Origin of the sequence: Paraburkholderia sp. BR14312, from assembly GCF_040948675.1 — a bacterium.
In the GTDB taxonomy this organism is placed as follows: Bacteria; Pseudomonadota; Gammaproteobacteria; order Burkholderiales; family Burkholderiaceae; genus Paraburkholderia; species Paraburkholderia nodosa_A.
The window spans coordinates 151,904-176,289 of record NZ_JBFPKI010000004.1 but is presented as its reverse complement, the minus strand read 5'-3'; the positions used below and the strand labels follow the sequence as shown (position 1 = coordinate 176,289).

General features: G+C 66.8%; 22 protein-coding genes and 1 riboswitch. Of the genes, 17 read left to right on the top strand and 5 right to left on the bottom strand.

The window, feature by feature from the left end; all coding sequences use genetic code 11:
* The first annotated feature begins 103 nt into the window (after window positions 1-103).
* From AB3X98_RS12910 to AB3X98_RS12880, 7 genes are all read left to right on the top strand, one after another.
* On the top strand, window positions 104-1,171 hold the full coding sequence (locus AB3X98_RS12910; RefSeq protein ID WP_368606292.1) for a LacI family DNA-binding transcriptional regulator: 1,068 nt from the start codon (window positions 104-106) through the stop codon (window positions 1,169-1,171).
* A 188-nt stretch (window positions 1,172-1,359) separates the two neighbouring features.
* Complete coding sequence (locus AB3X98_RS12905) at window positions 1,360-2,403, top strand: ABC transporter substrate-binding protein (RefSeq protein ID WP_069268201.1); 1,044 nt, start codon at window positions 1,360-1,362, stop codon at window positions 2,401-2,403.
* A 20-nt stretch (window positions 2,404-2,423) separates the two neighbouring features.
* Window positions 2,424-3,248 carry an ABC transporter permease gene (locus AB3X98_RS12900; RefSeq protein WP_069268164.1) on the top strand — a complete coding sequence of 275 codons (825 nt, stop codon included), beginning with the start codon at window positions 2,424-2,426 and terminating at the stop codon, window positions 3,246-3,248.
* 70 nt (window positions 3,249-3,318) lie between these two features.
* Window positions 3,319-4,221, top strand: coding sequence for an ABC transporter permease (locus AB3X98_RS12895; RefSeq protein WP_342946010.1), 903 nt, complete (start codon window positions 3,319-3,321; stop codon window positions 4,219-4,221).
* A complete protein-coding gene (locus AB3X98_RS12890) occupies window positions 4,218-5,258 on the top strand; it encodes an ABC transporter ATP-binding protein (protein WP_368606293.1) in 1,041 nt (346 codons plus the stop codon). Before AB3X98_RS12895 ends, AB3X98_RS12890 begins: the two co-directional genes overlap by 4 nt.
* Window positions 5,259-5,280: 22 nt before the next feature.
* Entirely contained in the window at window positions 5,281-6,108 is an 828-nt protein-coding gene (locus AB3X98_RS12885) for a phosphodiesterase (protein ID WP_368606294.1), read from the top strand.
* A gap of 112 nt (window positions 6,109-6,220) precedes the next feature.
* Window positions 6,221-7,435, top strand: coding sequence for an MFS transporter (locus AB3X98_RS12880; protein WP_368606295.1), 1,215 nt, complete (start codon window positions 6,221-6,223; stop codon window positions 7,433-7,435).
* 16 nt (window positions 7,436-7,451) lie between these two features.
* On the opposite strand, the gene AB3X98_RS12875 is transcribed toward AB3X98_RS12880, so the two are convergent.
* The gene (locus AB3X98_RS12875) at window positions 7,452-7,994 is read right to left on the bottom strand and encodes a bacterioferritin (protein ID WP_256094991.1); all 543 of its coding nucleotides are present in this window, start codon (window positions 7,992-7,994) and stop codon (window positions 7,452-7,454) included.
* A 56-nt stretch (window positions 7,995-8,050) separates the two neighbouring features.
* Window positions 8,051-8,212, bottom strand: a complete 162-nt coding sequence (locus AB3X98_RS12870) for a DUF1328 family protein (protein ID WP_028204224.1) — start codon at window positions 8,210-8,212, stop codon at window positions 8,051-8,053.
* 170 nt (window positions 8,213-8,382) lie between these two features.
* On the opposite strand from AB3X98_RS12870, the gene AB3X98_RS12865 reads away from it, so the two are divergent.
* Window positions 8,383-8,520, top strand: a complete 138-nt coding sequence (locus AB3X98_RS12865) for an entericidin A/B family lipoprotein (protein WP_042264962.1) — start codon at window positions 8,383-8,385, stop codon at window positions 8,518-8,520.
* Between the two features lie 183 nt (window positions 8,521-8,703).
* Here AB3X98_RS12865 and AB3X98_RS12860 read toward each other — a convergent pair whose 3' ends face one another.
* Complete coding sequence (locus AB3X98_RS12860) at window positions 8,704-9,582, bottom strand: EamA family transporter (RefSeq protein WP_069268204.1); 879 nt, start codon at window positions 9,580-9,582, stop codon at window positions 8,704-8,706.
* Between the two features lie 798 nt (window positions 9,583-10,380).
* On the opposite strand from AB3X98_RS12860, the gene AB3X98_RS12855 reads away from it, so the two are divergent.
* The 5 genes from AB3X98_RS12855 to AB3X98_RS12835 all read left to right on the top strand — a co-directional run bounded on the left by AB3X98_RS12855 (window position 10,381) and on the right by AB3X98_RS12835 (window position 16,023).
* A complete protein-coding gene (locus tag AB3X98_RS12855) occupies window positions 10,381-10,788 on the top strand; it encodes a GreA/GreB family elongation factor (RefSeq protein WP_069268168.1) in 408 nt (135 codons plus the stop codon).
* Between the two features lie 97 nt (window positions 10,789-10,885).
* A riboswitch (TPP riboswitch) is annotated at window positions 10,886-11,015 on the top strand.
* Window positions 11,016-11,119: 104 nt separating this feature from the next.
* The gene (thiC, locus tag AB3X98_RS12850; RefSeq protein WP_069268169.1) at window positions 11,120-13,051 is read left to right on the top strand and encodes a phosphomethylpyrimidine synthase ThiC; all 1,932 of its coding nucleotides are present in this window, start codon (window positions 11,120-11,122) and stop codon (window positions 13,049-13,051) included.
* Window positions 13,052-13,263: 212 nt separating this feature from the next.
* A complete protein-coding gene (locus AB3X98_RS12845) occupies window positions 13,264-13,485 on the top strand; it encodes a glycine zipper 2TM domain-containing protein (protein WP_368606296.1) in 222 nt (73 codons plus the stop codon).
* Between the two features lie 318 nt (window positions 13,486-13,803).
* Window positions 13,804-14,193, top strand: a complete 390-nt coding sequence (locus tag AB3X98_RS12840; RefSeq protein ID WP_342945926.1) for a hypothetical protein — start codon at window positions 13,804-13,806, stop codon at window positions 14,191-14,193.
* Between the two features lie 231 nt (window positions 14,194-14,424).
* Window positions 14,425-16,023: an L-lactate permease gene (locus tag AB3X98_RS12835; RefSeq protein WP_368606297.1), complete on the top strand. Its 1,599-nt coding sequence runs from the start codon at window positions 14,425-14,427 to the stop codon at window positions 16,021-16,023.
* Between the two features lie 110 nt (window positions 16,024-16,133).
* Here AB3X98_RS12835 and bamC read toward each other — a convergent pair whose 3' ends face one another.
* Window positions 16,134-17,372 (bottom strand): outer membrane protein assembly factor BamC, encoded by a 1,239-nt coding sequence (gene bamC / locus AB3X98_RS12830; protein WP_069268172.1) that lies wholly within the window; start codon window positions 17,370-17,372, stop codon window positions 16,134-16,136.
* Window positions 17,373-17,758: 386 nt separating this feature from the next.
* On the opposite strand from bamC, the gene AB3X98_RS12825 reads away from it, so the two are divergent.
* Both AB3X98_RS12825 and AB3X98_RS12820 read left to right on the top strand, forming a co-directional pair.
* Window positions 17,759-18,232 carry a DUF2844 domain-containing protein gene (locus tag AB3X98_RS12825; RefSeq protein ID WP_342945928.1) on the top strand — a complete coding sequence of 158 codons (474 nt, stop codon included), beginning with the start codon at window positions 17,759-17,761 and terminating at the stop codon, window positions 18,230-18,232.
* Window positions 18,229-19,509, top strand: coding sequence for a DUF3443 domain-containing protein (locus AB3X98_RS12820; protein WP_368610257.1), 1,281 nt, complete (start codon window positions 18,229-18,231; stop codon window positions 19,507-19,509). Before AB3X98_RS12825 ends, AB3X98_RS12820 begins: the two co-directional genes overlap by 4 nt.
* Before the next feature lie 131 nt (window positions 19,510-19,640).
* Here AB3X98_RS12820 and AB3X98_RS12815 read toward each other — a convergent pair whose 3' ends face one another.
* The gene (locus AB3X98_RS12815; protein ID WP_368605957.1) at window positions 19,641-20,219 is read right to left on the bottom strand and encodes a hypothetical protein; all 579 of its coding nucleotides are present in this window, start codon (window positions 20,217-20,219) and stop codon (window positions 19,641-19,643) included.
* A 120-nt stretch (window positions 20,220-20,339) separates the two neighbouring features.
* On the opposite strand from AB3X98_RS12815, the gene AB3X98_RS12810 reads away from it, so the two are divergent.
* Together AB3X98_RS12810 and AB3X98_RS12805 are read left to right on the top strand one after the other, a co-directional pair.
* On the top strand, window positions 20,340-22,073 hold the full coding sequence (locus tag AB3X98_RS12810) for a VRR-NUC domain-containing protein (protein ID WP_368605956.1): 1,734 nt from the start codon (window positions 20,340-20,342) through the stop codon (window positions 22,071-22,073).
* Entirely contained in the window at window positions 22,070-24,361 is a 2,292-nt protein-coding gene (locus AB3X98_RS12805; RefSeq protein WP_368605955.1) for an ATP-dependent DNA helicase, read from the top strand. Before AB3X98_RS12810 ends, AB3X98_RS12805 begins: the two co-directional genes overlap by 4 nt.
* The last annotated feature ends 25 nt before the right edge of the window (window positions 24,362-24,386 follow it).

The window sequence follows — 24,386 nt, the reverse complement described above, 5'->3', positions numbered from 1 at the left end:
CCAAAGGCGGGACGGGGGACCGCATCCGTCATCTGCCGGTCATACGCATTTTTCATAATCGGCCCCATCGAAAACGTTTACATACGACGCCGGGGCCGATCGCATGACGCCAACCATCAAGGATGTCGCCGCACACGCCGGATTCTCGATCGCCACCGTGTCGCGCGCGATCAATGCGCCTCATACAGTCAACCCCGTCACGCTCGCGCGGGTGCGCGAAGCAATCGACGCGCTGAAGTTCCGCCCGAACCCGCTCGGCCGCCAGTTGCGCGGCGAGCGCACGCGTCTGATCGGCGTGGTGCTGCCCACGCTCGCCAATCCGGTGTTCGCCGAGTGCCTGCAGGGCATCGACGAACTCGCCGCGGCGCAGGGCTTTCGCCTCATGCTGATGACCACGCAGTACGACGCCGAACGCGAGCGTCATGCGATCGAGACGTTGCGCGCGCAACGTGTCGAGGGGCTGATCCTGACCGTCGCCGACGCCGACACCCATCCCCTGCTCGACGAACTCGACGCGGACGGCCCGCTCTACGTGCTGATGCACAACGACACGAAACGGCGCCCTTCCGTGTCGGTGGACAACCACCAGGCCGCCTGCGACGGCGTGCGCATGCTCATCGCGCACGGCCATCGCCGCATCCTCATGCTGGCCGGCACGCTCGCCGCCTCCGACCGCGCGCGCCAGCGCCATGCAGGCTATGCCCTCGCAATGCAGCAGGCCGGCCTCACGCCCGCGCCGGCCCTCGAAGTCGATTTCAACGCGCAAGAGCTTGCGCCTTCGGCGCTCGCACATCTGACGAGCGGGCCCGCGCGGCCCACGGCCCTCTTCTGCAGCAACGACCTGCTGGCCATGGTCGTGATGCGCGGACTGCGCCGCGCCCGCCTGCGCGTGCCGCAGGACATGTCGATTCTCGGCTTCGACGGCCTCGCGATGAGCGAACTGCTCGCGCCGCCGCTTGCGAGCATCGGCACGCCGAACCGCGACATCGGCTGCGAAGCGTGGCAATGCCTGATGGCGCGCATCGGCGGCCAGTATGCGGGGCCACTCGCCAATACGCTGCCGCACACCTTGCGCACCGGCGGCACCATCGCGGCGATTGCGCACGCGCCGCTCGGCGCGCGTGGGAGCGCGATCGATCGCGGCCTCGAACTCGGCGGCGCGCTCTCGTGAGTCAGTGGCGCGTCTGAGGAACAAACCGAACCAGCCGAACAATCCGGGGCCGTGCACGCACGCGGCCCTCATCCACCAGAACGCTCTCGCAACCGACCTGGAGACCTGCCTTGACCAGCCGACTCGCCTTTGCCGGCCCGCTTTCGCTTGTGCCCGTGCGCGCCGTCCTGCGCACGCTAGCCGCACCCGTGCGGCGCCTGACCCGCTTCGCCCGCTCCTCCCGCGCGCTGCCGCTCGCCGCGAGCGCCGCCGCCCTCGTAGCCGGATTTGCCGCGCCACTGACGGCGCAGGCCGATCAGACCGCCATCTGCTACAACTGTCCGCCCGAATGGGCCGACTGGGCGAGCCAGATTCAGGCTATCCAGAAAGAGACCGGGATTCGCGTGCCGTTCGACAACAAGAACTCCGGCCAATCCATCGCACAACTGATGGCCGAGCAGAAGAGCCCGGTCGCCGATGTCGTTTATCTCGGCGTGTCATCGGCATTCCAGGCGAAGGACAAGGGCGTGATCACGCCGTACAAGCCCGCGCACTGGAACGACATTCCCGCCGACCTGAAGGACCCGCAAGGCTACTGGTTCGCCATCCACTCGGGCACGCTCGGCTTCTTCGTCAACAAGGACGCGCTCGAAGGCAAGCCGGTGCCGCGTTCGTGGGCCGATCTCCTCAAGCCCGAGTACAAGGGCATGGTCGGGTACCTCGATCCGTCGAGCGCCTTCGTGGGTTATGCGGGCGCGGTAGCCGTGAATCTCGCGTTGGGCGGCACGCTCGACAACTTCCAGCCCGCTTTCGAATGGTTCGGCAAGCTCAAGGCCAACCAGCCGATCGTGCCGAAGCAGACCGCCTACGCGCGCGTGCTGTCGGGTGAGATTCCGATCCTGCTCGACTACGACTTCGACGCCTACCGCGCCAGGTACAAGGACCACGCAAACGTCGAGTTCGTGATCCCCAAGGAAGGCACGATTTCGGTGCCCTACGTGATGAGCCTCGTGAAGAACGGCCCGCACGAAGCGAACGGCAAGAAGGTGCTCGACTTCGTGCTGTCCGACGAAGGCCAGAAGCTCTGGGCCAATGCCTACCTGCGCCCGGTGCGCGCAAGCGCGCTCTCGCCGGAAGCGGCTTCGAAGTTCCTGTCCGCGAGCGATTATGCACGCGCAAAACCCGTGGACTTCGCGAAGATGGCGGCGCAGCAGCAGGCGTTCGGCGAGCGCTATCTGCAGATCATGCACTGATACCCCGGCCGATCACTTCCATGCATGACCTCACTTTTCCGCTGCGCTGGCGTGTGGCGCTCATCGCGCCCGCGCTCGCGGTGTTCCTCGCCTTCTGGCTGCTGCCGATGATCGCACTCGTGCAGGTGAGCGCCGACGGACACTTCTTCGAGACTTATCGCGCACTCCTGACGAATGGCCGTTACATGAGGAGCCTTGGCGCGACCATTGCGCTCTCGGCCGCCGTGACCGCGGCAACGCTCGTGATCTCGACGATCTGCGGCCTTCTGCTCGCACGGCGCACATTCGCCGGGCGCCGCGCGCTCGTCGCGCTGCTCACGTTTCCGCTGGCCTTTCCTGGCGTGGTGGTCGGCTTCATGGTGATCATGCTCGCCGGCCGCCAGGGGCTCATCGGCGCGCTCTCGCTGCGGCTCACCGGCGAGCGCTGGGTGTTCGCGTACTCGATGGCGGGACTCTTCGCGGGCTATCTGTACTTTTCGATTCCGCGGGTGATCGTGACCGTGATGGCCTGCGCAAGCCAGCTCGACGGCTCGCTCGAAGAGGCCGCGCGATCGCTTGGCGCGTCGTCGTGGCGCGTGTTGTGCGATGTGATCCTGCCCGCGCTCGCGCCCGGCCTCGTCGCCGCAGGAGCGATCTGCTTCGCGACCGCGATGGGCGCGTTCGGCACGGCCTTCACGCTCGCCACCGACATCGACGTCCTGCCGATGACGATCTATACCGAGTTCACGCTCAACGCGAACATGGTCACCGCAGCCGGCCTCTCGATCGTGCTCGGTCTCGTGACGTGGGCGGTGCTCACGCTCGCGCGCAGCGTGACGGGCGCGGCCGTCGCGGCCACGGCATGAGCACGCTGTGGTTTTCGAGGACTCCAGAATGAATTCGGTCGTCAATCCCGCCGCAACGGCTGCGCAAGACATGCACGAAGCGCCCGGCCAGCCGCCCGCCGCGCGGCGGCGCTTCGCCCGGCCCTCGGTGCGCGCATGGATTGCGTGCGCGCAATGGCTCGTCACGCTCGCCACCTGCGCATTTCTCATCGTGCCCGTGGTGATGTCGATCGTCGCGGGGCTTACCGTCAACTATTTTCGCGGCGTCGCGAGCGGCCTTACGCTGCGCTGGCTCGACCAGGTCTGGGCGCAGTATCACGCGAGCGTCTTTCTCTCGCTCGAAGTGGCGGCCGCCACGCTCGTCATCACGCTCGTGACCGGCGTGCCCGCGGGCTATGCGCTCGCGCGCAGCCGCACGCGCCTCTCGCGCCTGATCGAGGAATTGCTCGTGCTGCCCGTTGCCCTGCCCGGCCTCGCTTCGGCGCTCGCCCTGCTCGTGGTGTACGGCGGCTTCAGCACCTTTCGCATGAGCGCGGCATTCATCGTGGTCGGCCACGTGGTGTTCACGCTGCCGTTCATGGTGCGGCCCGTGGCAGCCGTGTGCGCGTCGGCGGACCTGCGCACGCTCGAAGAAGGCGCGGCGAGCCTCGGTGCGAGCTTCTGGCAGCGCTTCACGACCATCGTGCTGCCCAATGCACGGCCCGGCATCGTGGCGGGCGCGCTCGCGGTGCTCACGCTTTCGATCGGCGAATTCAATCTCACCTGGATGTTGCACACGCCCGACACCAAAACGCTGCCAGTCGGCCTCGCGGACACTTACGCGTCGCTGCGCATCGAAGTGGGCAGCGCCTACACGATCCTCTTCTTCGTCATGACGATGCCGCTGCTCGTGGCGATGCAATGGCTCGGCGTGGACGTGCCCGGCGCCTCGGGAAAGCCCTCTGGCAAGCAGCGCCTCGCAGGCCAGCAAAATAGCGACAAGGATTCCGAATGAAACTCGAACCGATCCCGATTATGCTCACGCGCTGCGCGAAGACGTTTCGCGGCACGCGCGTGCTCGAACCGCTCGACCTCGCGATCGGCGCCGGCGAAACGCTCGTGCTGCTCGGCCCTTCGGGCTGCGGCAAGACCACCACGCTGCGCATGATCGCGGGTCTGGAGACGCCCGACGCCGGCGGCCGCGTGGCCTTTGGCGACGAAGACGTGACCGCGCTGCCGATCGAGCGGCGCAAGGTCGGTATGGTGTTCCAGAACTACGCCCTCTTTCCGAACCTCGACGTGCGCGGCAACATCGGCTATGGCCTAAAAATCCAGCGCGTTCCCGCCGCCGACGCGCGCGCACGCGTGGACGAATTGCTCGCGATGATGCGTCTCGAAGCGCACGCGACCAAGCCCATCAACCAGCTTTCGGGCGGCCAGCGCCAGCGCGTGGCGCTCGCACGCGCGCTCGCACCACGCCCGCGTGTACTGCTGCTGGACGAGCCGCTCACCGCGCTCGATGCGCGCCTGCGCGACACCTTGCGCAGCGAGATGAACGCGCTGTTGCGCGAGCTGGGCGTGACGACGGTCTACGTCACGCACGATCAAGCCGAGGCGATGGAGCTGGGCGACCGCATCGTCGTGATGAGCGCAGGCCGCATCGAGCAGATCGGCACGCCGCGCGAGATCTATTTCCGGCCTGCGAGCCGTGCGGTCGCGCAGTTCGTCGGCACGCTCAACCGGATCGCCGGAGAATGGCAAGGTGGCATGCTGCGCACGAGCGGCGGCGCCGTGCCGGCCGGCCCGTACCAGACCAGCGGTGCCGCCGAGCTGTATTTCCGCCCCGAAGACGCCACGCTCGCCGAGCCTGTCGGCGCGCAGCTACGCGGCGTGATCGAGCAGGCGACCTTTCTCGGCGAGCGCACGCGGCTCACGATCGGCGGCGCGGCGCCCGATGCCCTGCTCGTCGACGTGGCGGGCCGCGTCGAGCTGGCGCGCGGCACGCCGGTCGGCATTTCGATTGCCCCTGAAGCGCTCATCGCGCTCGCGTAATTCTTACTCAATGAGGACTACCATGCTGCTCGCCCAGATCAGCGACCTGCACATCAAGCCACCGGGCGCGCTCGCCTATCGCCGCGTCGATACGGCCGCGAGCCTCGCACGCACCATCGCGCGGTTGAACGCGCTCACGCCGCGCCCCGACGCGGTGCTCATGACCGGCGACCTCGTCGACCAGGGCTCGGTCGAGGAATACCGGCACCTCAAATCGCTGCTCGACACGCTCGAGATTCCGTACTGGCTCCTGATCGGCAACCACGACGCGCGCGAGCCGCTGCGCGAAGTATTCGCCGATCGGCCCGAACTGCGCGAAGGCGGCGAGTTCATCCAGTACGCCGTTGACCTCGGCGCGCTGCGCGTGATCGCGCTCGACTCCATGCAGCCGGGGCAAAGCGCGGGCACACTCTGCGCGACGCGCCTCGCGTGGCTCGCGCAGCAGCTCGATGCGGCGCGCGGCAAGCCCGTGATCGTCGCACTCCATCACCCGCCGTTCGACTGCGGCATCGGCCACATGGATGCGATTCGGCTCGACGACAGTGCCGCGCAGGCGCTCGAAGCGCTCGTGGCGCACCATCCCAACGTCGAGCGCGTGCTGTGCGGCCACGTGCACCGGCCCATGTTCGTGCGCTTCGGCGGCACGATCGCTGCGGCCGTGCCGGCGCCGGCCCACCAGGTCACACTCGACCTCGCACCCGATGCGCCCTCCACGTTCACGCTGGAGCCGCCCGCCTTCGCGCTGCATCGCTACGATCCGCGGGGCGGGATCGTCACGCATCATGGCTACGTCGATCCATTCGACGGACCGTATCCGTTCTACGAGCCCACGGGCGAGCTGATTGCCTGAAAGCGCGACAGGCGGCGCGCTCCCGGGCCGCCAGCGCGATTGTGCGCGCTCCGGTATGATCGGCACGCTCGAAGCCTGCCTTTCGCATCACCGGGCGCCGCCCGCATCGCACATGTCCACACCTGATTCCGCAACCGCTGGCGCAAGCCAGTCGCTGCGCGGCCTGCTGCTCCTGCTCGCGACCATCGCGGGCGTCACGGTCGCGAACATCTACTTCAACCAGCCGCTGCTCGACGATTTCCGCCAGAGCTTCCCGGCCGGCGCCGCGTGGATCGGCGCCGTGCCGGCCGGCACCCAGCTCGGCTACGCAGCGGGCATGCTGCTGCTCGCGCCGCTCGGCGACCGCTACGACCGCCGCCGCATCATCCTGCTGCAAACCGCCGGCCTGTGCGTCGCGCTGCTCGTCGCGGCCACGGCGCCCTCGCTTGCCGTGCTGGTCGGCGCGAGCCTCGCGATCGGCATCCTCTCCACCATCGCGCAGCAGGCCGTGCCGTTTTCCGCGGAACTCGCGCCGCCCGAGGCGCGCGGCCACGCGGTGGGCACGGTGATGAGCGGCCTCTTGCTCGGCATCCTGCTCGCGCGTACGGCGGCCGGTTTCGTCGGTCAGTACTTCGGCTGGCGCGCGGTATTCGGCGCGTCGATCGTCGCGCTGCTCGTGCTCGCGCTCGTCATCGTGAAAAAGTTGCCGAAGAGCCAGCCGACCTCGACGCTCGGCTACGGCAAGCTGCTCGGCTCGATGTGGCATCTCGTGCTGGAGCTGCCCGGACTGCGTGAAGCATCGGCGACCGGCGCCTGCCTCTTCGCGGCGTTCAGCCTCTTCTGGCCCGTGCTCACGCTGCTGCTCGCGGGCGAGCCGTTCCATCTCGGGCCGCAGGCGGCGGGCCTGTTCGGCATCGTCGGTGCGGCGGGCGCGCTGGCCGCGCCGATGGCGGGCCGCTCCGCCGACAAGCGCGGGCCGCGCGCGGTCATCACGATGTCGATCGCGCTGATGGCGCTCGCGTTCGTGATCTTCGCATTCTCCGGCACGAGCCTGATTGGCCTCGTAATCGGCGTGATCGTGCTCGACGTGGGCGTGCAGGCCGCGCAGATCTCGAATCAGTCGCGCATCTACGCGCTGCGCCCCGAGGCGCGCAGCCGCGTGAATACGGTGTTCATGGTCTGCTACTTCATTGGCGGCGCGACCGGTTCCGCCGTGGGCGTAACCGCGTGGCACGCATTCGGCTGGATCGGCGTGTGCGCGGCGGGCATCGCATTCACGGCGCTCGCCGGCTGGATTCACCATGCAACGCGCCCGCGCATGGGCGCGGGCGCGCAGACTTCTTCCTGAGGGCTAGCGTCAGGCGTTATTTGCTCGCATACAGCAAATCGGTCATATCGTCGGCGTGCTCTTCCTCCGTCGCGAGGATTTCCTCGAAGATGCGTCGCGTCGTGGTGTCGTCATGACCGAGATAATTGATGATCGCGCGATAGCTCTCGATGGCGATGCGCTCCGCGATCAGATTCTCGCGGATCATGTCCTTCAGGTCGACCCCTTCCTTGTATTCCGAGTGCGAGCGCTCGAGCAGCGTTGCCGGCGAGAAGTCTGGCTCGCCGCCTAGCTGCACGATCCGGGCCGCGAGCATATCGGCGTGCTGCTGCTCCTCGGTCGCGTGCTGGAGAAACTCGGCCGCCACCGACTCGGACTCGATGCCCTTCGCCATGAAATGGTGCCGCTTGTAGCGCAGCACGCACACGAGCTCTGTGGCGAGCGAATCGTTGAGCAACTTGAGCACGGTCTCGCGATTCGCGGGGTAGTCCGACGTGACCGGCCCCTGGTCGAGATTGCGGCGCGCCTCATCGCGTACGCGCTTGAGATCGAACTCAAACGAAGCGTGTGTCTTCGACATCTGACTCTCCTTCGAACATGACATGCATGAGTGGGATTGGGTTTCGCATGCGCGCGTCATCGGTGCATCACGCCTAGCAGCAACGTGACGACGAAGACCACGAGGAAGATATAGAACAGGATCTTGGCGATTTCGGCCGCGCCCGCAGCGATTCCCGTGAAGCCGAACACGGCGGCGATGATCGCGATGATGAAAAACACGATGGCGTAGTGAAGCATGGCGTAGTCCTCCTTGTGGGCGGATGTGCTGCGCTATGTCGCGCCTGCGTCAGCGCTAGCGCAAGCCGCGGACCCGACGCCTGCGCACACGCAGACGCATGGCGGCACAAATGACCGGGCACGAGACATGCTGGAGAGTGATCTCCTTTGACACCGTGGAGGACTTCCTCATGAAACGCCTGATTGCCCTCTTTCTCGTTACCGCATCGCTGGCAGCGCTCTCGGCCTGCAACACGATGGCGGGTGCCGGCGAGGACGTTTCCGCAGGCGGCCACGCCCTCACGAATTCGGCGGAAAAGGCAAAATAGTGTCCGGCAAACGGTAAAGGCGCCGGAATGACGGCTAACGCGTGCGCGTAGCTCGTACGTACGCTACCGGCATCGATCACCGGTGAACGACGAAGTCGCGGCCGCTGTGCGCCTCGCATGCGCAGCGACCGCGCACGCAACGCGGCGCGACGACGCGAGGCGCGTCGCGAAGGCAGGATGAACTCAGGCAGTGCGGCGGCGGTCGTCGAACAGGAACGACAGACCCACGCTGCCGAGAATCAGCACGGTCGCGACAACGGTTGCGCTCGTGACCGGCTCGCCGAGCAGCAGCGCGCCGAGTGCGACGGCAACAACGGGATTCACGTACATGCAACTGCTCGCGACGAGCGGGCTGGTATGGCGGATCAGGTAGCCATAAGCGACGTAGGCCGCCATCGTGCCGATGAAAAGCAGGTAGAGAAACGCCACGAGCGGCAGGAAATGCAGCTCGCCCATGCGTTCGCCGCTGATCCACGCGACCGTCGTCGAAATGGCGCCGCCCAGGCCGATCTGCAGCGCCGTCGCGACGAAGAGATCGGTCGGCAACGTGAGCTTGCCTGCCAGATGCGCGCCGATTGCCCAGAAGAGCGCGCCGCACAGAATCGCGAGGCTGCCGCCCGCCGAGCCGGCCGCGGCGCCGCCGTGGCTCAGGATGGCGATGCCGACGAGGCCGAGCGCGACCGCGGCCCATTCGGCCTTTGCCACGCGCCGCCCGGTGACCGCCGAGATCACGGTCGCAAAGAGCGGCACCGTGGCGACCATCACGGCCGCCTTGCCGGTGCCCACGGTACGCATGCCGTAGGCGAGCATGCCGCTCGACAGGCCCACGAGCAGCGTGCCCACCACGCCCGCGTTGCGCACTTCGAGCAGCGTTGGCATGACGGGCCGCCGGCGCATGGCGAAGACGAACAGGCCGATCCCGGCGAGCAGATTGCGCAAGCCGGAAAGCAGGAGCGGCGGGAAAGAATCGAGCGCGACTTTCACGCCGAGATACGTCGAGCCCCAAACGAAGTAGACGACGGCGAGCGAGAGCGCAACGCGCCCGGTGCGCGATTGCGGCAGCCGTACGGCACGCGCGAAACGCCATAGCGCAGCTGCGACCTGCTGGGCCCCGGCGAATAAAGATTGAGTGTTCACGTGGAAAGGCAAACGGGGAGGCATCGTCAATTCACCGCGGCAGGTGAAAGGCAGGACCGCGGGCGCCCCGGCAGCAAGGTGGCGGGACGTGTGAAGCTCGACGGCATGGTGCAGATGCGCAAAAACGCGAAAAAAGACGGAGTACGAAGGACACCCGGGACGGGCGAAGCGCATTATGCAACAACGCCGGGTGTTGCGGATGCTTTCAGGATGCTTTATGCGCAGCGATTCGTTGCGTGCGCGTCACAGTGTGAGCGGCGCAAGCGAGGACCGTGGATCGCGCACCAAATTGCCGTGTAACGGCCGCGTTGCGCCGCGCTGGGAAGACCGTGCTAGCATGACAAAACCTTTCGCTTAACTTTCACCAACCGGATTTCATACACGCCGCTCGCCATGCTTTCGCTCGTTTCGCGTCCCGTATTCGCCTTGCCGCCGCGTCATTTGCGCGGCGCGTCGGCACGCGTACGCGCCGAGCGCGAGCGAACCGCGCCGTGGCCTCTCGACACCCGAGCGCGCGCCCTAGCTACTCTCTCCGCTCCGCTTTACGCCGCCCGGCGTCCGCACTGAACCGCCTCCCCAACCCATCGGAGCCGGTCGGTCGGGCTCCGGGCCGATCCGTTACACCGCCGTTACGCCCCGCTGCGGCCCGCGCCCGATTGCGCGAATTCGCTCCCAGCCCTCGCCGTTACCTCGAATCTTTTCTGGATCGCAAGGAAGACTGCCATGTCGAAGAAAATCCGTTACTTCACCGAACTCGATGTCGCCCGCCTCGAAAAATGCGCCGCCGAACCCGGCGCCGCACCCGCGCGCCAGGCCATGCTCGACGAACTCCTCGAACACGCCGTGATCGTGGAATCGCGCGACATGGCCGCCAACGTCGTGACGATGAACTCGCAGGTCACGCTCGTGGACGAGCGTAACGGCGCATCCCTCACGTACACCGTCGTCTATCCGCATGAGGCGAACGTCGACGCCGGGCGCCTGAACGTGTTCTCACCCGCGGGTCTCGCGCTCCTCGGCGCGAAACGCGGCAACGCCGTGCGCTTCACGACGCCGGGCGGCGCGGTCGAAACCCTGAAGATCGAGCGCATCCTGTTTCAGCCGGAAGCTTCGAAGGATTTCACGCTGTAAGCTCGGCCCATACTACACATCGCGACACCCCGCGCCTGGCACATCGCGCGCGAGATGGCACTTGCCAGATCGTCGCAGCGCGGTGTATCGTTTGGCCTTGCTTACGCGGGGGTCCTGCGTCATGCGCCGCATCGAACGAAAGTCGTGCAGCGTATTTCGCGGGTGAGAAATACCCTTTGAACCTGATCTGGATAATGCCAGCGCAGGGAAGCGTCCGGACTTCGCAACATCGCTCAGCGCCTCACCTCATCACAGCGAAGTCCGTCCACGTTCCGTCTCGTCTCCTGCTAAGCCGCTGTTCCCACTTTGCTTTGCATGGAGAGAGAGACGCATGAACGCGAATCCGAAGTTCATTTCCGCCAACGCGCACGTCGACGAAGCCGCGATCGCGCCGCTGCCCAATTCCCGCAAGATCTACGTGACCGGTTCGCAGCCCGATATCCGCGTGCCGATGCGCGAGATCACGCAGGCGGATACGCCCACGGGCTTCGGCGGCGAGAAGAATCCGCCGATCTACGTCTACGACACCTCGGGTCCGTACACCGACCCTGAAGCGAAGATCGACATTCGTGAGGGCCTGCCTGCGCTGCGTCAGGGCTGGATCGAAAAGCGCGGCGACACCGAAGCGCTGCCGGGCCTCTCCTCCGAATACGGCCGCGAGCGCGCCGCCGACCCAGCGACGGCCGAACTGCGCTTCCCCGGCCTGCACCGCACGCCGCGCCGCGCGAAGGCCGGCAAGAACGTCACGCAGATGCACTACGCGCGCCAGGGCATCATCACGCCGGAGATGGAATACATCGCGATTCGTGAGAACCAGCGCCGCGCCGAGTATCTGGAAAGCCTCAAGGCGAGTGGCCCGAACGGCGCGAAGCTCGCGGCGATGATGGGCCGCCAGCATCCGGGCCAGGCGTTCGGCGCAGCCGCTTTCGGCGAGAACGCGCTCAAGGCAATCACGCCCGAGTTCGTGCGCGACGAAATCGCGCGCGGCCGCGCGATCATTCCGGCGAACATCAACCACCCGGAAAGCGAGCCGATGATCATCGGCCGCAACTTCCTCGTGAAGATCAACGCGAACATCGGCAATTCGGCGGTCACTTCGTCGATCGGCGAAGAAGTCGACAAGATGACGTGGGCGATCCGCTGGGGCGGCGACACGGTCATGGACCTCTCGACCGGCAAGCACATTCACGAAACGCGCGAGTGGATCATCCGCAACTCGCCGGTGCCGATCGGCACGGTGCCGATCTACCAGGCGCTCGAAAAGGTCAACGGCAAAGCCGAAGACCTCACGTGGGAAATGTTCCGCGACACGCTCATCGAGCAGGCCGAGCAGGGCGTGGACTACTTCACGATTCACGCGGGCGTGCGCCTGCAATACGTGCCGCTCACCGCGAACCGCATGACGGGCATCGTCTCGCGCGGCGGCTCGATCATGGCCAAGTGGTGTCTCGCGCATCACAAGGAGTCCTTCATTTATGAGCATTTCGAAGAGATCTGCGAAATCATGAAGGCATACGACGTGAGCTTCTCGCTCGGCGACGGCCTGCGTCCCGGCTCGATCTACGACGCCAATGACGAAGCGCAGCTCGGCGAACTGAAGACGCTTGGCGAGCTCACGCAGATCGCGTGGAAGCACGACGTGCAGGTGATGATCGAAGGCCCGGGCCACGTGCCGATGCAGCTCATCAAGGAGAACATGGATCTCCAGCTCGACTGGTGCAAGGAAGCGCCCTTCTACACGCTCGGGCCGCTCACCACCGACATCGCGCCGGGCTATGACCATATCACCTCGGGCATCGGCGCTGCGATGATTGGCTGGTTCGGCACGGCCATGCTCTGCTATGTCACGCCGAAGGAACACCTGGGCCTGCCCAACAAGGACGACGTGAAGGAAGGCATCATCACGTACAAGCTCGCGGCGCATGCGGCCGATCTCGCGAAGGGTCACCCGGGCGCGCAGGTGCGCGACAACGCATTGTCGAAGGCCCGCTTCGAGTTCCGCTGGGAAGACCAGTTCAACCTCGGCCTCGATCCGGACAAGGCGCGCGAGTTCCACGACGAAACGCTGCCGAAGGACTCGGCCAAGGTCGCGCACTTCTGCTCGATGTGCGGTCCGCACTTCTGCTCGATGAAGATCACCCAGGACGTGCGCGACTTCGCGGCCAGGCAAGGCGTGAGCGACGACGAGGCCCTCAAGAAGGGTATGGAAGTGAAGGCGGTCGAGTTCATCAAGCAAGGCGCCGAAATCTATCAGCGCCAGTAAGCGCTGACTTCGGGCTGACTCAGGGCTCACTACGCCCCGGCGGGCGCTCGCCGCCCGCCGAAACATTTACTAACGATTCCCACAACTCTCTGACAAGCGCACACACCCTGATACGGGTCGCGTGGCTAGCATGAGGGTGTCGAAGGCGCAGTGTGCGTGCCAGCGCACGCCGCACCGCACACTCGAACGCATCATGCGTAGGGAGTCGAAAAATGAATACGCTCAAACGTGCACGCACGCTATTCACGGTGACGACACTGATCGCCGTGCTGGGCAGTCTTGGCGCTTGCGACAACATGTCGAGACGCGACCGCGATACGGTGATCGGCGCGGGCGTGGGTGGCGTGGCCGGCGCGGCGATCGGCGGCAATGCGCTCTCCACCGTGGGCGGCGCAGCGGTGGGTGGCGTGATCGGCAATCAGGTGGGCAAGTAAGCGTTAGCGCCAGTACGGATCGACGATGCGGCTGCACGACGGGCTGCACGATCGAAGCGACGGCACAGAACAGAAACGACACGACAGGCAACACGCCATCCACGGCGTGCATCAGGGAAGGATGCGCGGCGCAGACCCTCACGGGCTGCGCCGCGTTTGCTTGGGTCGCTGGCGTCGCGGCCGCAGGACTGCGCGAAATATTCGGTTAACGACGCATCGCGCAAAGCGTGTTCGCACGGCGTAAGCTCGAACGAATCAGACGGCCCGAGCCTGATGGCGATCATCCTGCGCGGCCGTTCGCCACTCGCGGAGCCCGCCATGAAACGTCCGTCTGTGCTTGTGATCGCCGCCGCGAGCGCGCTCCCCGCGCTTTCCGGCTGCTACTACTACGCCCCCTACGGCTACCCGCCCTACTACTACGGCACCGTGCCCGTCGCCGCCACACAGCAGGAAACCGCGGTCGTGCAAACGGCGCCGAACCCCGCGCCTGCCGCCGTGCCCGACGCGCAGTATCCGGGACCGCTCTATCCCTCGCCGCCGGTTGCGATCGCCGTGCCTGCGTGGCCGGCCTATCCAGCATATCCAGCGGTCTACCCCGCGACCTATCCCGCCTACTACCCTTACCCTGCGTACGGCTGGGGCTGGGGCGCGCCCGCCGTCTCTTTCGGCTTCGGCTATTGGGGCGGCGGCAGGCACTGGCATCACTGATGTTCACGCACCCAGCCACGCCGCGAACTGCGCCACAAAACGGTGCCGGACCGTACTTTCCCTCCTTGACGCTCCCGTCTCGTTATCTATCCTCCAAGTGGGCTAGCGGGGATTGAAGCACCGCCTTAACTCGGCCGCCTGGCCGGGCCCTGAACTCCACAGCCGACGACGCGCCCCGGCGCATGCTGCCGCACTGCTGCGCCGATAACGAACCAGCATAAAGGAGACGTGATGTTCCACCAGCTGTTGACCCCCATCGGCAATTCGCTGCTGTTTTCGTTTCTGATCGCCGTGCTGCCGATTCTCACCGTGCTCGCCCTGCTCGGCTGGGCGCGGCGGCCTGCATGGCAAGCCTCGCTCGCGGGGCTCGTGGTCGGTCTGATCGTCGCGATCGCCGGCTGGCAGTTTCCGGTCAATCTCGCGATCAGCTCGGTGCTCGCGGGCGTGGTGTTCGCACTCTGGCCGGTGATGTGGATCGTCGTCACGGCGATCCTGCTCTACAACATCGCGCTGCGCTCGGGCCGCTTCGCGGCGTTTCGCATGTGGTTGCTCGACAATCTGCCCAACGACCGGCGCATCGTGCTCGTCGTGGTCGGCTTCTCGTTCGGCGCGCTGTTCGAAGGGATTTCCGGCTTCGGCACGCCAATCGCCATCACGAGTTCGCTGCTCATCATGCTCGGCTTCCCGACGCTCGAGGCCCTGACCTTCACGCTCATCTTCAACACGGCGCCTGTTGCGTTCGGTGCGCTCGGCGTGCCGATCACGGTGCTCGGCGCGGTCACGCACCTGCCCGCCGATCTGCTCGGTCAAATGGTCGGCCGCCAGTTGCCGTTCTTCGCCTTGCTGCTGCCGTTCTATGTCATTGCGATCTACGCGGGCATGGGCGGCATGCTGCGCATCTGGCCGGTGCTGCTCGTCTCGGGCGGCAGCTTCGCCCTCACGCAGTTCATCACCGCCAACTTCATCAACTACAGCCTCACCGACGTGCTCTCGTCGCTCGTCTCGCTGATCCTCACCATCCTGTTCCTGCGCGTGTGGAAGCCCGCGCCCGATCCGCGCTTCGCCATCAAGGTCGATCGCGCGAAGGAAGCGCGCGGCACCGTGACGGGCGCGCAGGGCTGGTATCCGTGGATCATCGTCGCGGCCGTCGTGATCATCTGGACCGTCGCGCGGGTCTTCACGATCGGCGAGGTGAAGGTGCCGTGGCCGGGCCTCGACAAGGCCGTCTACATCACGCTCTACAACACGCCCTATGGCGCGATCTGGGACTTCCAGCCGCTCGCCACCGGCACGGCGATTCTCGTCGCGGCGATCATCACCGCGTTCGTCGTGCGCCTGAAGCCCGCCGATTTCGGCGTCGCGATCGTCGATACCTGGGTGCAGACGCGCATCGCCATCCTCACGGTCGCGACCATCGTCGGGCTCGCGTTCCTCATGAACTACTCGGGGCTCACCTATACGCTGGGTCTCGCGGTGTCTTCGGTCGGCGCGTTCTTCCCGCTCGTTTCGGCCTTCCTCGGCTGGGTCGCGGTGTTCCTTTCGGGCAGCGACACCTCGGGCAATGCGCTGTTCGGCAACCTCCAGGTGGTAGCCGCGAAACAGCTCAATCTCAACCCCATCCTGATGGCGGCGACCAACTCGTCGGGTGGCGTCATGGGCAAGATGATCTCGCCGCAAAACATCGCGACGGGCGTCGCCACCACGGACCTCAAGGGCCAGGAAGGCATTGTGTTCGCGAAGACGTTCAAGCACTCGATCCTGTTGACCGTGTTGCTCGGCATCCTCGTGTGGCTGCAGCAGAACGTGCTCACCTGGATGATTCCGCACTGAGTACGGCTCGCCCGCGGGCATGAAAAAACCCGCCTGCGCGGCGATGCGCAGGCGGGTTTTCTTTTGCGGCCTTGAGCCAGACAACGCTGGCTCGAGCGTGCGCGCAATGCTTAGTGCAGTTCGTCGACCACGAGGCTCATGATCTCCTGCGCCGGACGCGACGAGTCGATCTGGCCGCTGTCGTCCACGATCGCGACGCGCGTCTGGTTGTCCGTCACGGCGCGTACGTTGAGCTTGTACTGCTTCGCGGTCTTTTCCTTGCGGCCGTGGAAGATCTGGTTCCAGAAGCCCTGCTCGTCCGAGCTGTGGTCCTTCGGATCGACATAGCGCACGTAGTAGATGCCCTTCGTGCGGTCGCGATCGTCCACCGTGAAGTTGGCGCGGTCGAGCGCGATGCCCACGCGCACCCATGCGCGGTCGTACGGCTCACCGAGCGTGAGCTCCGACGAAGTGTACTGACCCGACGTGCCCTGCGCGTTCGACGAGCCGCTGCCCGATTGCTGGCCCACGGCCGCGACGTTCTGCGCGGCCATGGCGGCCGCAGCGGCGTCCGGAGCCTTCGACTTCGCGTCGGTGCCCTTGCTGTTGGCCTTGGCGTCGGCTTCGGCCGCGACCTGCGCGTCGGGCACGCCCGGCTTCGCGTTCGCGAGCGTCATCATGAGGCGCTTGAGGTACTCGGCTTCGAGCGCGGGATCGTTGGGCTTCGGCACCCACTTGCTGGTGTCGTTGTTGGTGCCCGAGAGCTGTTCGCTCAGACCCTTCTGGCTGATGAACACATAGGTGCCGCCGCTGGGCGACGTTTCGAGGCGCGTGCGGTACTTGTTGCGCTCGGCGGTCACATACGAGTTGCCCGTGGCCCACGAGAGCGTGTTGCGGATGAGGCCGTCGCTGATCTTCGGATGGGTTTCGTTCCAGTCCGTTTCCATCACGCCCTTGTCGCGCTGGTCGACCACGAGCAGAAAGCCTTGTTCCTGCCAGAAGCGGCGCACTTGCGCCCAGACCTGCTCGGGCGTGCGGCTGTCGATGACGAGCCAGCTTTCCGTGCCGTCACGCTGGATATGCATGCCCGGCACCTGCGGGACCACCTGGGCCTCGTCGGACTGCGGCGCGGCGGCCTGGGTCTGCTTGAGCGAGGACAGCGAGGTTTCGCCGCCCTGCGGCGCGAGCGAGCGCTGGTCGGACGCTTCGTCGAGCATGTTCGGCGGCACAGCGAGCGAGGACTGCTTCGCCTTGGCGTCACTACGGTAATCGATCTTGCCTGGCGTCGGCGAGCTGCAGCCGGCGACCAGCCCGCCCGCCATCAGAAGCGCGAGCGCGCGTGCGGCAAGACGTTGATGAAAATCACTCATGTTCGGGTAATCCCTTCGGCTACGCCACGGCCAGTTTCCGTGGATCAACCAAACATTTTACCGGTCCGGCGGCCCGCTGTGCAAAAACCACGGGGTGGCACGCAATCCAGGCCCGATATCCGCAGCGGCGACGCGCGCCGAACCGCGGTCGCGGCACGGCAGACCGACCGCGCCTTAACATTCATCCACATTCGATCCGGCGCGGCGAACCTACTGAAAAGCCGCCAATTTCCTTTTGGATCAACGCATTAACTCCTCCCCACGCGCAAACGCTGCTTTGCGCTGTGCCGCCCTCCCGGCCTGGGACGCTCGCAAGAACGACCCTGGTGCTAATTTCATCTCGAAATCTCAAAAAAGATTCGTAAATAGCAGGACCGGAGAGCGTCATGAAAACTTGCAGCCTCACCCAGGCGGGCCGCGCCGCAGCCTTCGCCTGCGCGCTCAATTGCCTCGGCTTCGCCGCCGCGCCGGCCCGGGCCGCGCTCGGCGACACCGCGACCGTACCGGCCGGCGCCGCCCAACGCAGCATCGGTGGCGGCGCCGGCCGCGTCGTCAGCTACGTCGACGACAACGGCACGACCATCAACGCCTATGTGGGCAGCGCGGCCGGGACGGTCTTCGCGTACACGTGGCAGGGGCCGGCTCAGCCCAACGTGGGGGCACTACTGGGCCGTTACGCAGCCGACTGGCGCAGCGCCGCCGCGGCGCTTCACGCCACGGGCCGCAACGGCCTGCACGCTGCGCGCGTGGACGGCGCTCAGGTCGTGGTCGAGACGGCCGGCCACATGCGCGCCTACGTGGGACGCGCGTGGCTGCCCGCCGCACTTCCCGCTGGCGTGAGCGTCGGGGATCTCCAATGAAGGCCCGCTCCCGGCGCCTCGCCCTCGTCGCCCCCCTCGCGCTCTTCTCGCTTTGCGCCGCGCTCACCGCGTGCGGTGGCGGCGATGCCGGAACCGCGTCCGCGAGCACAGGCGCCGCGGAACCCGCCAGCGCCCCAACTGCCTCGAGTGCGCCGTCGACCGCCGGCACGAGCCGCACGATTCCGCAATCGACCACGCCCAATGTCGTGGCCGTCACGGTGGGCCCGACACCCACCTCGACGCGCAACATGCTGATGACGAGCGTCACGGTCTGCGTGCCGGGCACCGCGGACTGCGCGAGCGTCGACAACGTCCAGGTCGATACCGGCTCCCAAGGCCTGCGCCTGCTCGCTTCGGCGCTGCCGGCGGGCTTCTCGCTGCCCCCCGTGCCAGCCGGTGCGGGGGTCGACGTCGCCGGCGAATGCGCCGTGTTCGGCACGGGCTACACGTGGGGCACAGTGCGCAGCGCCGACGTGAAGCTCGCGGGCGAGACTGCCGCTTCATTGCCGATCCAGTTGATCGCCGACCCGGCCGTGCCCGCGTCAGCGCCGGACGGCTGCGCCGGCAGCGGCCTCGCGATGAACAGCGCCGCCACGCTGCGCTCGAACGGCATTCTCGGAGTCGGGCCGTTCAGCGCCGATTGCGGCGTGTCCTGCGTCAGGGCGGCCGCCACGCCGTGGTACTACGCCTGCCGCGCGAGCGGCTGCACGGCGAGCGCGCAACCGCTTGCGCAACAAGTCAGCAACCCGGTGGCGGGCTTTGCCACCGACAACAACGGCGTGATCATCGACCTGCCGCCCCTGGCCGACAGCGGCGCGTCCGGGGTGAGGGGGTCGATGATCTTCGGCATCGGCACGCAGGCGAACAACGCGCTCGGCAGCGCGACGGTGCTGCGCGCGAACTCGGGCACCGGCTATGTGAAGACGACGACATCGGACGGCACGGTCTACTCGCTGAGCTACCTCGACACGGGCTCGAACGCGCTGTACTTCAACAGCCCGACGATGACGCGCTGCGGGTTCTGGTATTGCCCGAGTTCGCCGGTCAGCCTCGGTGCGACGATAGCCGGCATCGACGGTGTGGGCGCTTGCGTGACCTTCGCGGTCGCAAGCTCGACGACGCTGCTCGCCACCGGCAACTGGGCCTTCAGCAATCTCGCTGGCTACAACGGTCGCGCGTTCGGCTGGGGACTGCCGTTCTTCTTCGGGCGCCGCGTGTTCACGGCGATCGCCTTGCAGGACACACCTGCAGGCAGCGGACCATTCTTCGCGTTTTGAGCGCGCCGGCGATCACCGGAGTCTTATCAGCTACAAACGACGAAGGCCTCTTGCGAGGCCTTCATGAGCGCAGAATGCGCCAACGACGGGTGCGGCCGTAGCAACGCCACGGCGAGCAGCGTGCGTTCGTTTTAATCGTTGGCGGCGTTCGGGTCGGGCGTGGTCTTCGCGAGCTTAGGCGGCGCGAGCCAGCGGAACGTCGCGAGGCCCGACTCGTTGAAGGTGCACTCCGCGGCCGCCGGTGTGCCGACGGCCTTCTTGATACCAAGCTTTGCGACCAGCGCGGCGACCGGCGTGGTCGGCTTGCCCTCTGGCGTGCCGCCTTGGGCGACCGGAGCGGTGGGAACCGAAATCGTGCCGGGCAGCGCCGCCGCCTGCACCATCGGCGCCGTGACCGTGGGCGCCTCGTTGGCGCCCTGCGCCGTGGTGGACGCCGCCGCCGATGCCGCCGATGCGGCCGAGGCAGACGGCGCCGACGCGACCACGGCGGCCGAAGCCGCGCCGTTCTCGAGCTGCCCTTCGACCACCACACGGGCGCCACGATACGTCGTCGCGCTATGCGTGACCTTGAGGTCGCCGAGCGTCGTCTCGGCAAGGCGGCTACGCATCGCCTCTTCGCAGGCGCTGGTGTTGCGGTACTGCGCCGCGCATCCCGCGAGCAGGGTGACGGCGGCCGCGAGGCCGGCGAAGCATGCGTTACGTGTGTTCATCGCTCATCCGATTTTCAGGCTGCGGCAATTGTAGCGTACGGGGCGGGGAATCCCTGACGGCGCTCGCGCCCACCTGCGACCCTGCTATCATCGCTGCTGTATATCCGTACAGTGCCACGCGTGCTTCCCGACTCTCCCGATCCGTTCTATTACCTCGCGAACTTCGAGCGTGCGCTAGCGTGGCTCGACGCGCGCTGCGCCGACCTGTTCGACGACGCCGAGCGCCGCTTCGCCGACGAATTCGTGCAGGTGCCGCAAGCATCTCGCGCGCTCTTCGTGCGCATGCTGATGCGTAAGGGTCCCTATTTTCGCGCCAGCCGGCTCGCGTACGACGAGATCGGCTGCCCGCGCGCGGCTGCGGCACCGCTCGTCGCGGCGGGTTGGCTCGACGACGCGCCCGCACTCGATCTCGGCGCGCTCGCCGCGCTCGTGACGAAAGCCGAACTGCAAGCGCTCGCCGAGCGACTTGGCATCGCGCTCGAAGCTCGCGCCACGCGCGCGGCAACGCTCGAGGCGCTCGATGCACACTATGCCGCCGCGCCCGAACCGCGCGACTGGCGTGCGTGGTTCCCGGCTTCGTCCGACACTGTGCTTTTGTTCGCGAGCGCCCCGCTCTGCGAGCGCCTGCGCCTGATGTTCTTCGGCAACCTGCATCAGGACTGGTCGGAGTTCGTGCTCGCCGACCTCGGCGTCTTTCGCTACGAAAGCGTGCCCTTCGATCACGCCTCGCGTGCGTTCCAGCGACGCGAGGACATCGACGCGTATCTGGCGCTGCGCGATTGCCGCGACGGACTCGAGAGCGCCGCCGAGACCCAGGACTTCGACGCTGCCGGCGCCATCACCGCAACACTCGCAGCACTCGACGCGCTGGCCCCGCGCACGCACGCGAACGCCTGGCTGCGCGCTCGCCACGACAAGCTGCGTCACGCCGCGGGGCTCGCCGCCGAGCGCGCGGGCGAACCCGAACTCGCGTGGCGCGCTTATCTCGACTGCGCTCACCCTGAATCGCGTTACCGCCGCGTGCGTGTGCTCGAACAACTGAACCGACGCGAGGAAGCGCTGGCGCTCGCGCAGACCATTGCCGATGCGCCCGCGAACGAAGAGGAAGCGCAGCGCGCGGCGCGCACGCTCGGGCGTCTCGCGCGCACCCGGGCGAAGTCGAAGACGAGCGCCGGGCCGGGGTTCGCGCAGCTCGAACTCGCGCTGCCCGCGGCGCCTGGCCCACTGCGCGTCGAGGAAGCCACGCGCATCGAGCTCGCCACGCCGCAAGCGCCCGTGTTCTATGTCGAGAACACGCTGATCAACGCGCTCTTCGGCCTGCTCTGCTGGCCCGCGCTGTTCGCGCCGATGCCAGGCGCGTTCTTCCACCCGTTCCAGCGCGGCCCCGCCGACCTGCACGCCGCCGACTTCGTCGCACGACGTGCTTCGCAGTTCGAAACATGTCTCGCCGAACTCGAAACGCGCGCCTACCGCGAGTCGATTGTGCGCCGCTATGCGGAAAAATCCGGCATCCAGTCACCGTTCGTCGCGTGGCCCGCATTGAGCGACGAACTGCTCACGCTCGCCCTCGACTGCTTCCCCGCCGCTCATCTGCGCCTGTGGTTCGAGCGACTGCTGCGCGAACCCGTCGCGAACCGCTCGGGTCTGCCCGATCTCGTGCGCTTCTGGCCGCACGAGCGGCGCTACGAACTGATCGAGGTGAAAGGCCCCGGCGACCGCTTGCAGGACAACCAGCGCCGTTGGCTGGCCTATTGCGTGCAGCACTGCATGCCGGTTTCCGTATTGCAGGTGCGTTGGCCCAACCTGCCAGACGAAGCCGACGACAGCGCCGGCCAGGCGCTGCCCGCGCCATGAGCTACACGGTGGCCGTGCGCACGCTGTGCGAGTTCACCGCGAAGCGCGGCGACCTCGACTTGCGCTTCACGCCCTCGCCCGACGCAAGCGACGGCCGCGCCGGCCACGCCGCCATCGCCGCGCGGCGCCCGCCCGGCTACGAGACCGAGATCGCGCTTTCCGGCACGTTCGAATCGCTGAGCGTGCGCGGTCGCGCCGACGGCTACGATCCCGCGCGCCGCAGGCTCGAAGAATTCAAGACCTATCGCGGCGACCTCGATGCGATGCGCGAGAATCAGCGCGCGCTGCACTGGGCGCAGTTGCGCGTCTACGGCGCACTTCTCTGCGAAAAACTCGGCCTCGATGCGCTCGAACTCGCTTTGGTGTACTACGACATCGGTTCGGGGCGCGAGACGGCGCTCGTCGAGCATGCGAGCGCGCGGGAATTGCGCACCGCGTTCGAAACGCAATGTCGTCGCTTCGTTGCATGGGCCGAGCAGGAAAGCGCCCACCGCGCCGCACGCGATACCGCGCTTGCCACACTGTGCCTGCCGCATCCGCAGTTTCGACGCGGCCAGCGCGATCTTGCCGAAGCCGTCTGGCGCGCGGCGACGCAGGGACGCTGTCTGCTCGCGCAGGCGCCCACCGGCATCGGCAAGACCATCGGCACGCTCTTTCCGCAGTTGAAGGCTTGCCCGCGCGCGGCGATCGACAAGGTCGTATTTCTGAGCGCGAAAAGCTCTGGGCGTCAGTTGGCACTCGACGCGCTCGCTACGCTGACAAGCGCGCAAGACGAAGCAAGCGCCGAAGCGCATCGAACGCCCGTGCCCCTGCGCGTGCTCGAACTCGTCGCGCGCGAAAAGTCGTGCGAGCATCCCGAAGCGGCATGTCATGGCGAATCATGCCCGCTTGCGCGCGGCTTTTACGACCGTCTGCCGGCCGCGCGTGCGGCGGCGCTCGAGCGCGTGCGGCTCGATCGCGCGGCACTGCGCGAGGTGGCGAGCGAGCATGCCGTCTGCCCGTACTACCTTGGCCAGGAACTCGCGCGCTGGAGCGACGTGATCGTCGGCGACTACAACTACTGGTTCGACGCGAGCGCCATGCTCTTTATGCTCGCCGCGCACAACCAGTGGCGCGCGAGCGTGCTCGTGGACGAAGCCCACAACCTCCCCGAGCGCGCCCGCGCGATGTATTCGGCGGAACTCGTGCAAACGCGCATCGACGCCGTGCGCCGCGCCGCGAGCGCACCGCTCAAGCGCGCGCTCGCGCGCCTGCAGAAGCACTGGAACGCGCAGAACGCCGTGTTGCCCGGCGCCTGGCGCGCGAGCGACACCTTGCCCGAAGGCCTCGTCGCCGCGCTTGGCGACGTGATCGGGGCGATCGGCGACCAGCTCGCCGAACCCGCGCTCGTGCGCGATCCCGAACTCGAGCGCTTCTATTTCGACGCCCTGCACTTCACGCGCATTGCCGAACGCTTCGATACGCATTCACTCTTCGACGTCACGCCATTGGCGCATCAGAACGCGCGCCGCCCGCGTTCCACGATCGCCATCCGCAACATCGTGCCGGCGGATGCCTTGCGCCCGCGCATCGCCACGGCACACAGCATCACGCTCTTCTCGGCGACGCTCTCGCCCACGCATTACTACAGCGACATGCTCGGGCTGCCCGCCAACACGGTGAGCATCGACATCGACACGCCATTTCGCGCCGAGCAGCTCGACGTCCACATCGCCCGGCATATCTCGACGCGCTATAAGGACCGCGAACGTTCGCTCGAAGCGCTGGTCGGGCGCGTGGCCGCGCAATTTGTCGAACGCCCCGGCAACTATCTGTGCTTTTTCAGCAGCTACGACTATCTGCAGCAAGCCGCCGATGCGTTTGCGGCACGCCATCCGGAGGTGCAAGTCTGGCTCCAGTCGCGCACCATGGACGAAGCGGATCAGCAGGCCTTCGTCGCGCGCTTCGTGGAAGGCGGCTGCGGCATCGGTTTCGCGGTGCTGGGCGGCGCGTTCGGCGAGGGCATCGATCTGCCGGGCACACGTCTCATCGGCACGTTCATCGCGACGCTCGGCATGCCGCAGGTGAACGCCGTGAACGAGGCGATGCGCGCACGCATGGATACGCTCTACGGCGACGGCTTCGACTACACCTACCTGATTCCGGGCCTGCGCAAGGTCGTGCAGGCTGCCGGGCGCGTGATCCGCACCGAGCAGGATCGCGGTGTCGTACACCTGCTGGACGACCGCTTCGCACAGCCCGGCGTGCGCGCGCTGCTGCCCACGTGGTGGCGTATCGCCACGAGTTAATCTGGATTCCAGATCAATCGTAACG

Bases quoted from the DNA above. Each gene is read 5' to 3' on its own strand.
- AB3X98_RS12805 (WP_368605955.1), top strand. From the start codon at position 22,070: ATGAGCTACACGGTGGCCGTGCGCACGCTGTGCGAGTTCACCGCGAAG.
- thiC (WP_069268169.1), top strand. From the start codon at position 11,120: ATGAACGCGAATCCGAAGTTCATTTCCGCCAACGCGCACGTCGACGAA.
- AB3X98_RS12890 (WP_368606293.1), top strand. From the start codon at position 4,218: ATGAAACTCGAACCGATCCCGATTATGCTCACGCGCTGCGCGAAGACG.
- AB3X98_RS12900 (WP_069268164.1), top strand. From the start codon at position 2,424: ATGCATGACCTCACTTTTCCGCTGCGCTGGCGTGTGGCGCTCATCGCG.
- AB3X98_RS12910 (WP_368606292.1), top strand. From the start codon at position 104: ATGACGCCAACCATCAAGGATGTCGCCGCACACGCCGGATTCTCGATC.
- AB3X98_RS12880 (WP_368606295.1), top strand. From the start codon at position 6,221: ATGTCCACACCTGATTCCGCAACCGCTGGCGCAAGCCAGTCGCTGCGC.
- AB3X98_RS12855 (WP_069268168.1), top strand. From the start codon at position 10,381: ATGTCGAAGAAAATCCGTTACTTCACCGAACTCGATGTCGCCCGCCTC.
- AB3X98_RS12840 (WP_342945926.1), top strand. From the start codon at position 13,804: ATGAAACGTCCGTCTGTGCTTGTGATCGCCGCCGCGAGCGCGCTCCCC.
- AB3X98_RS12835 (WP_368606297.1), top strand. From the start codon at position 14,425: ATGTTCCACCAGCTGTTGACCCCCATCGGCAATTCGCTGCTGTTTTCG.
- AB3X98_RS12820 (WP_368610257.1), top strand. From the start codon at position 18,229: ATGAAGGCCCGCTCCCGGCGCCTCGCCCTCGTCGCCCCCCTCGCGCTC.
- AB3X98_RS12875 (WP_256094991.1), bottom strand. From the start codon at position 7,994: ATGTCGAAGACACACGCTTCGTTTGAGTTCGATCTCAAGCGCGTACGC.
- AB3X98_RS12870 (WP_028204224.1), bottom strand. From the start codon at position 8,212: ATGCTTCACTACGCCATCGTGTTTTTCATCATCGCGATCATCGCCGCC.
- bamC (WP_069268172.1), bottom strand. From the start codon at position 17,372: ATGAGTGATTTTCATCAACGTCTTGCCGCACGCGCGCTCGCGCTTCTG.
- AB3X98_RS12825 (WP_342945928.1), top strand. From the start codon at position 17,759: ATGAAAACTTGCAGCCTCACCCAGGCGGGCCGCGCCGCAGCCTTCGCC.
- AB3X98_RS12885 (WP_368606294.1), top strand. From the start codon at position 5,281: ATGCTGCTCGCCCAGATCAGCGACCTGCACATCAAGCCACCGGGCGCG.
- AB3X98_RS12815 (WP_368605957.1), bottom strand. From the start codon at position 20,219: ATGAACACACGTAACGCATGCTTCGCCGGCCTCGCGGCCGCCGTCACC.
- AB3X98_RS12895 (WP_342946010.1), top strand. From the start codon at position 3,319: ATGCACGAAGCGCCCGGCCAGCCGCCCGCCGCGCGGCGGCGCTTCGCC.
- AB3X98_RS12865 (WP_042264962.1), top strand. From the start codon at position 8,383: ATGAAACGCCTGATTGCCCTCTTTCTCGTTACCGCATCGCTGGCAGCG.
- AB3X98_RS12845 (WP_368606296.1), top strand. From the start codon at position 13,264: ATGAATACGCTCAAACGTGCACGCACGCTATTCACGGTGACGACACTG.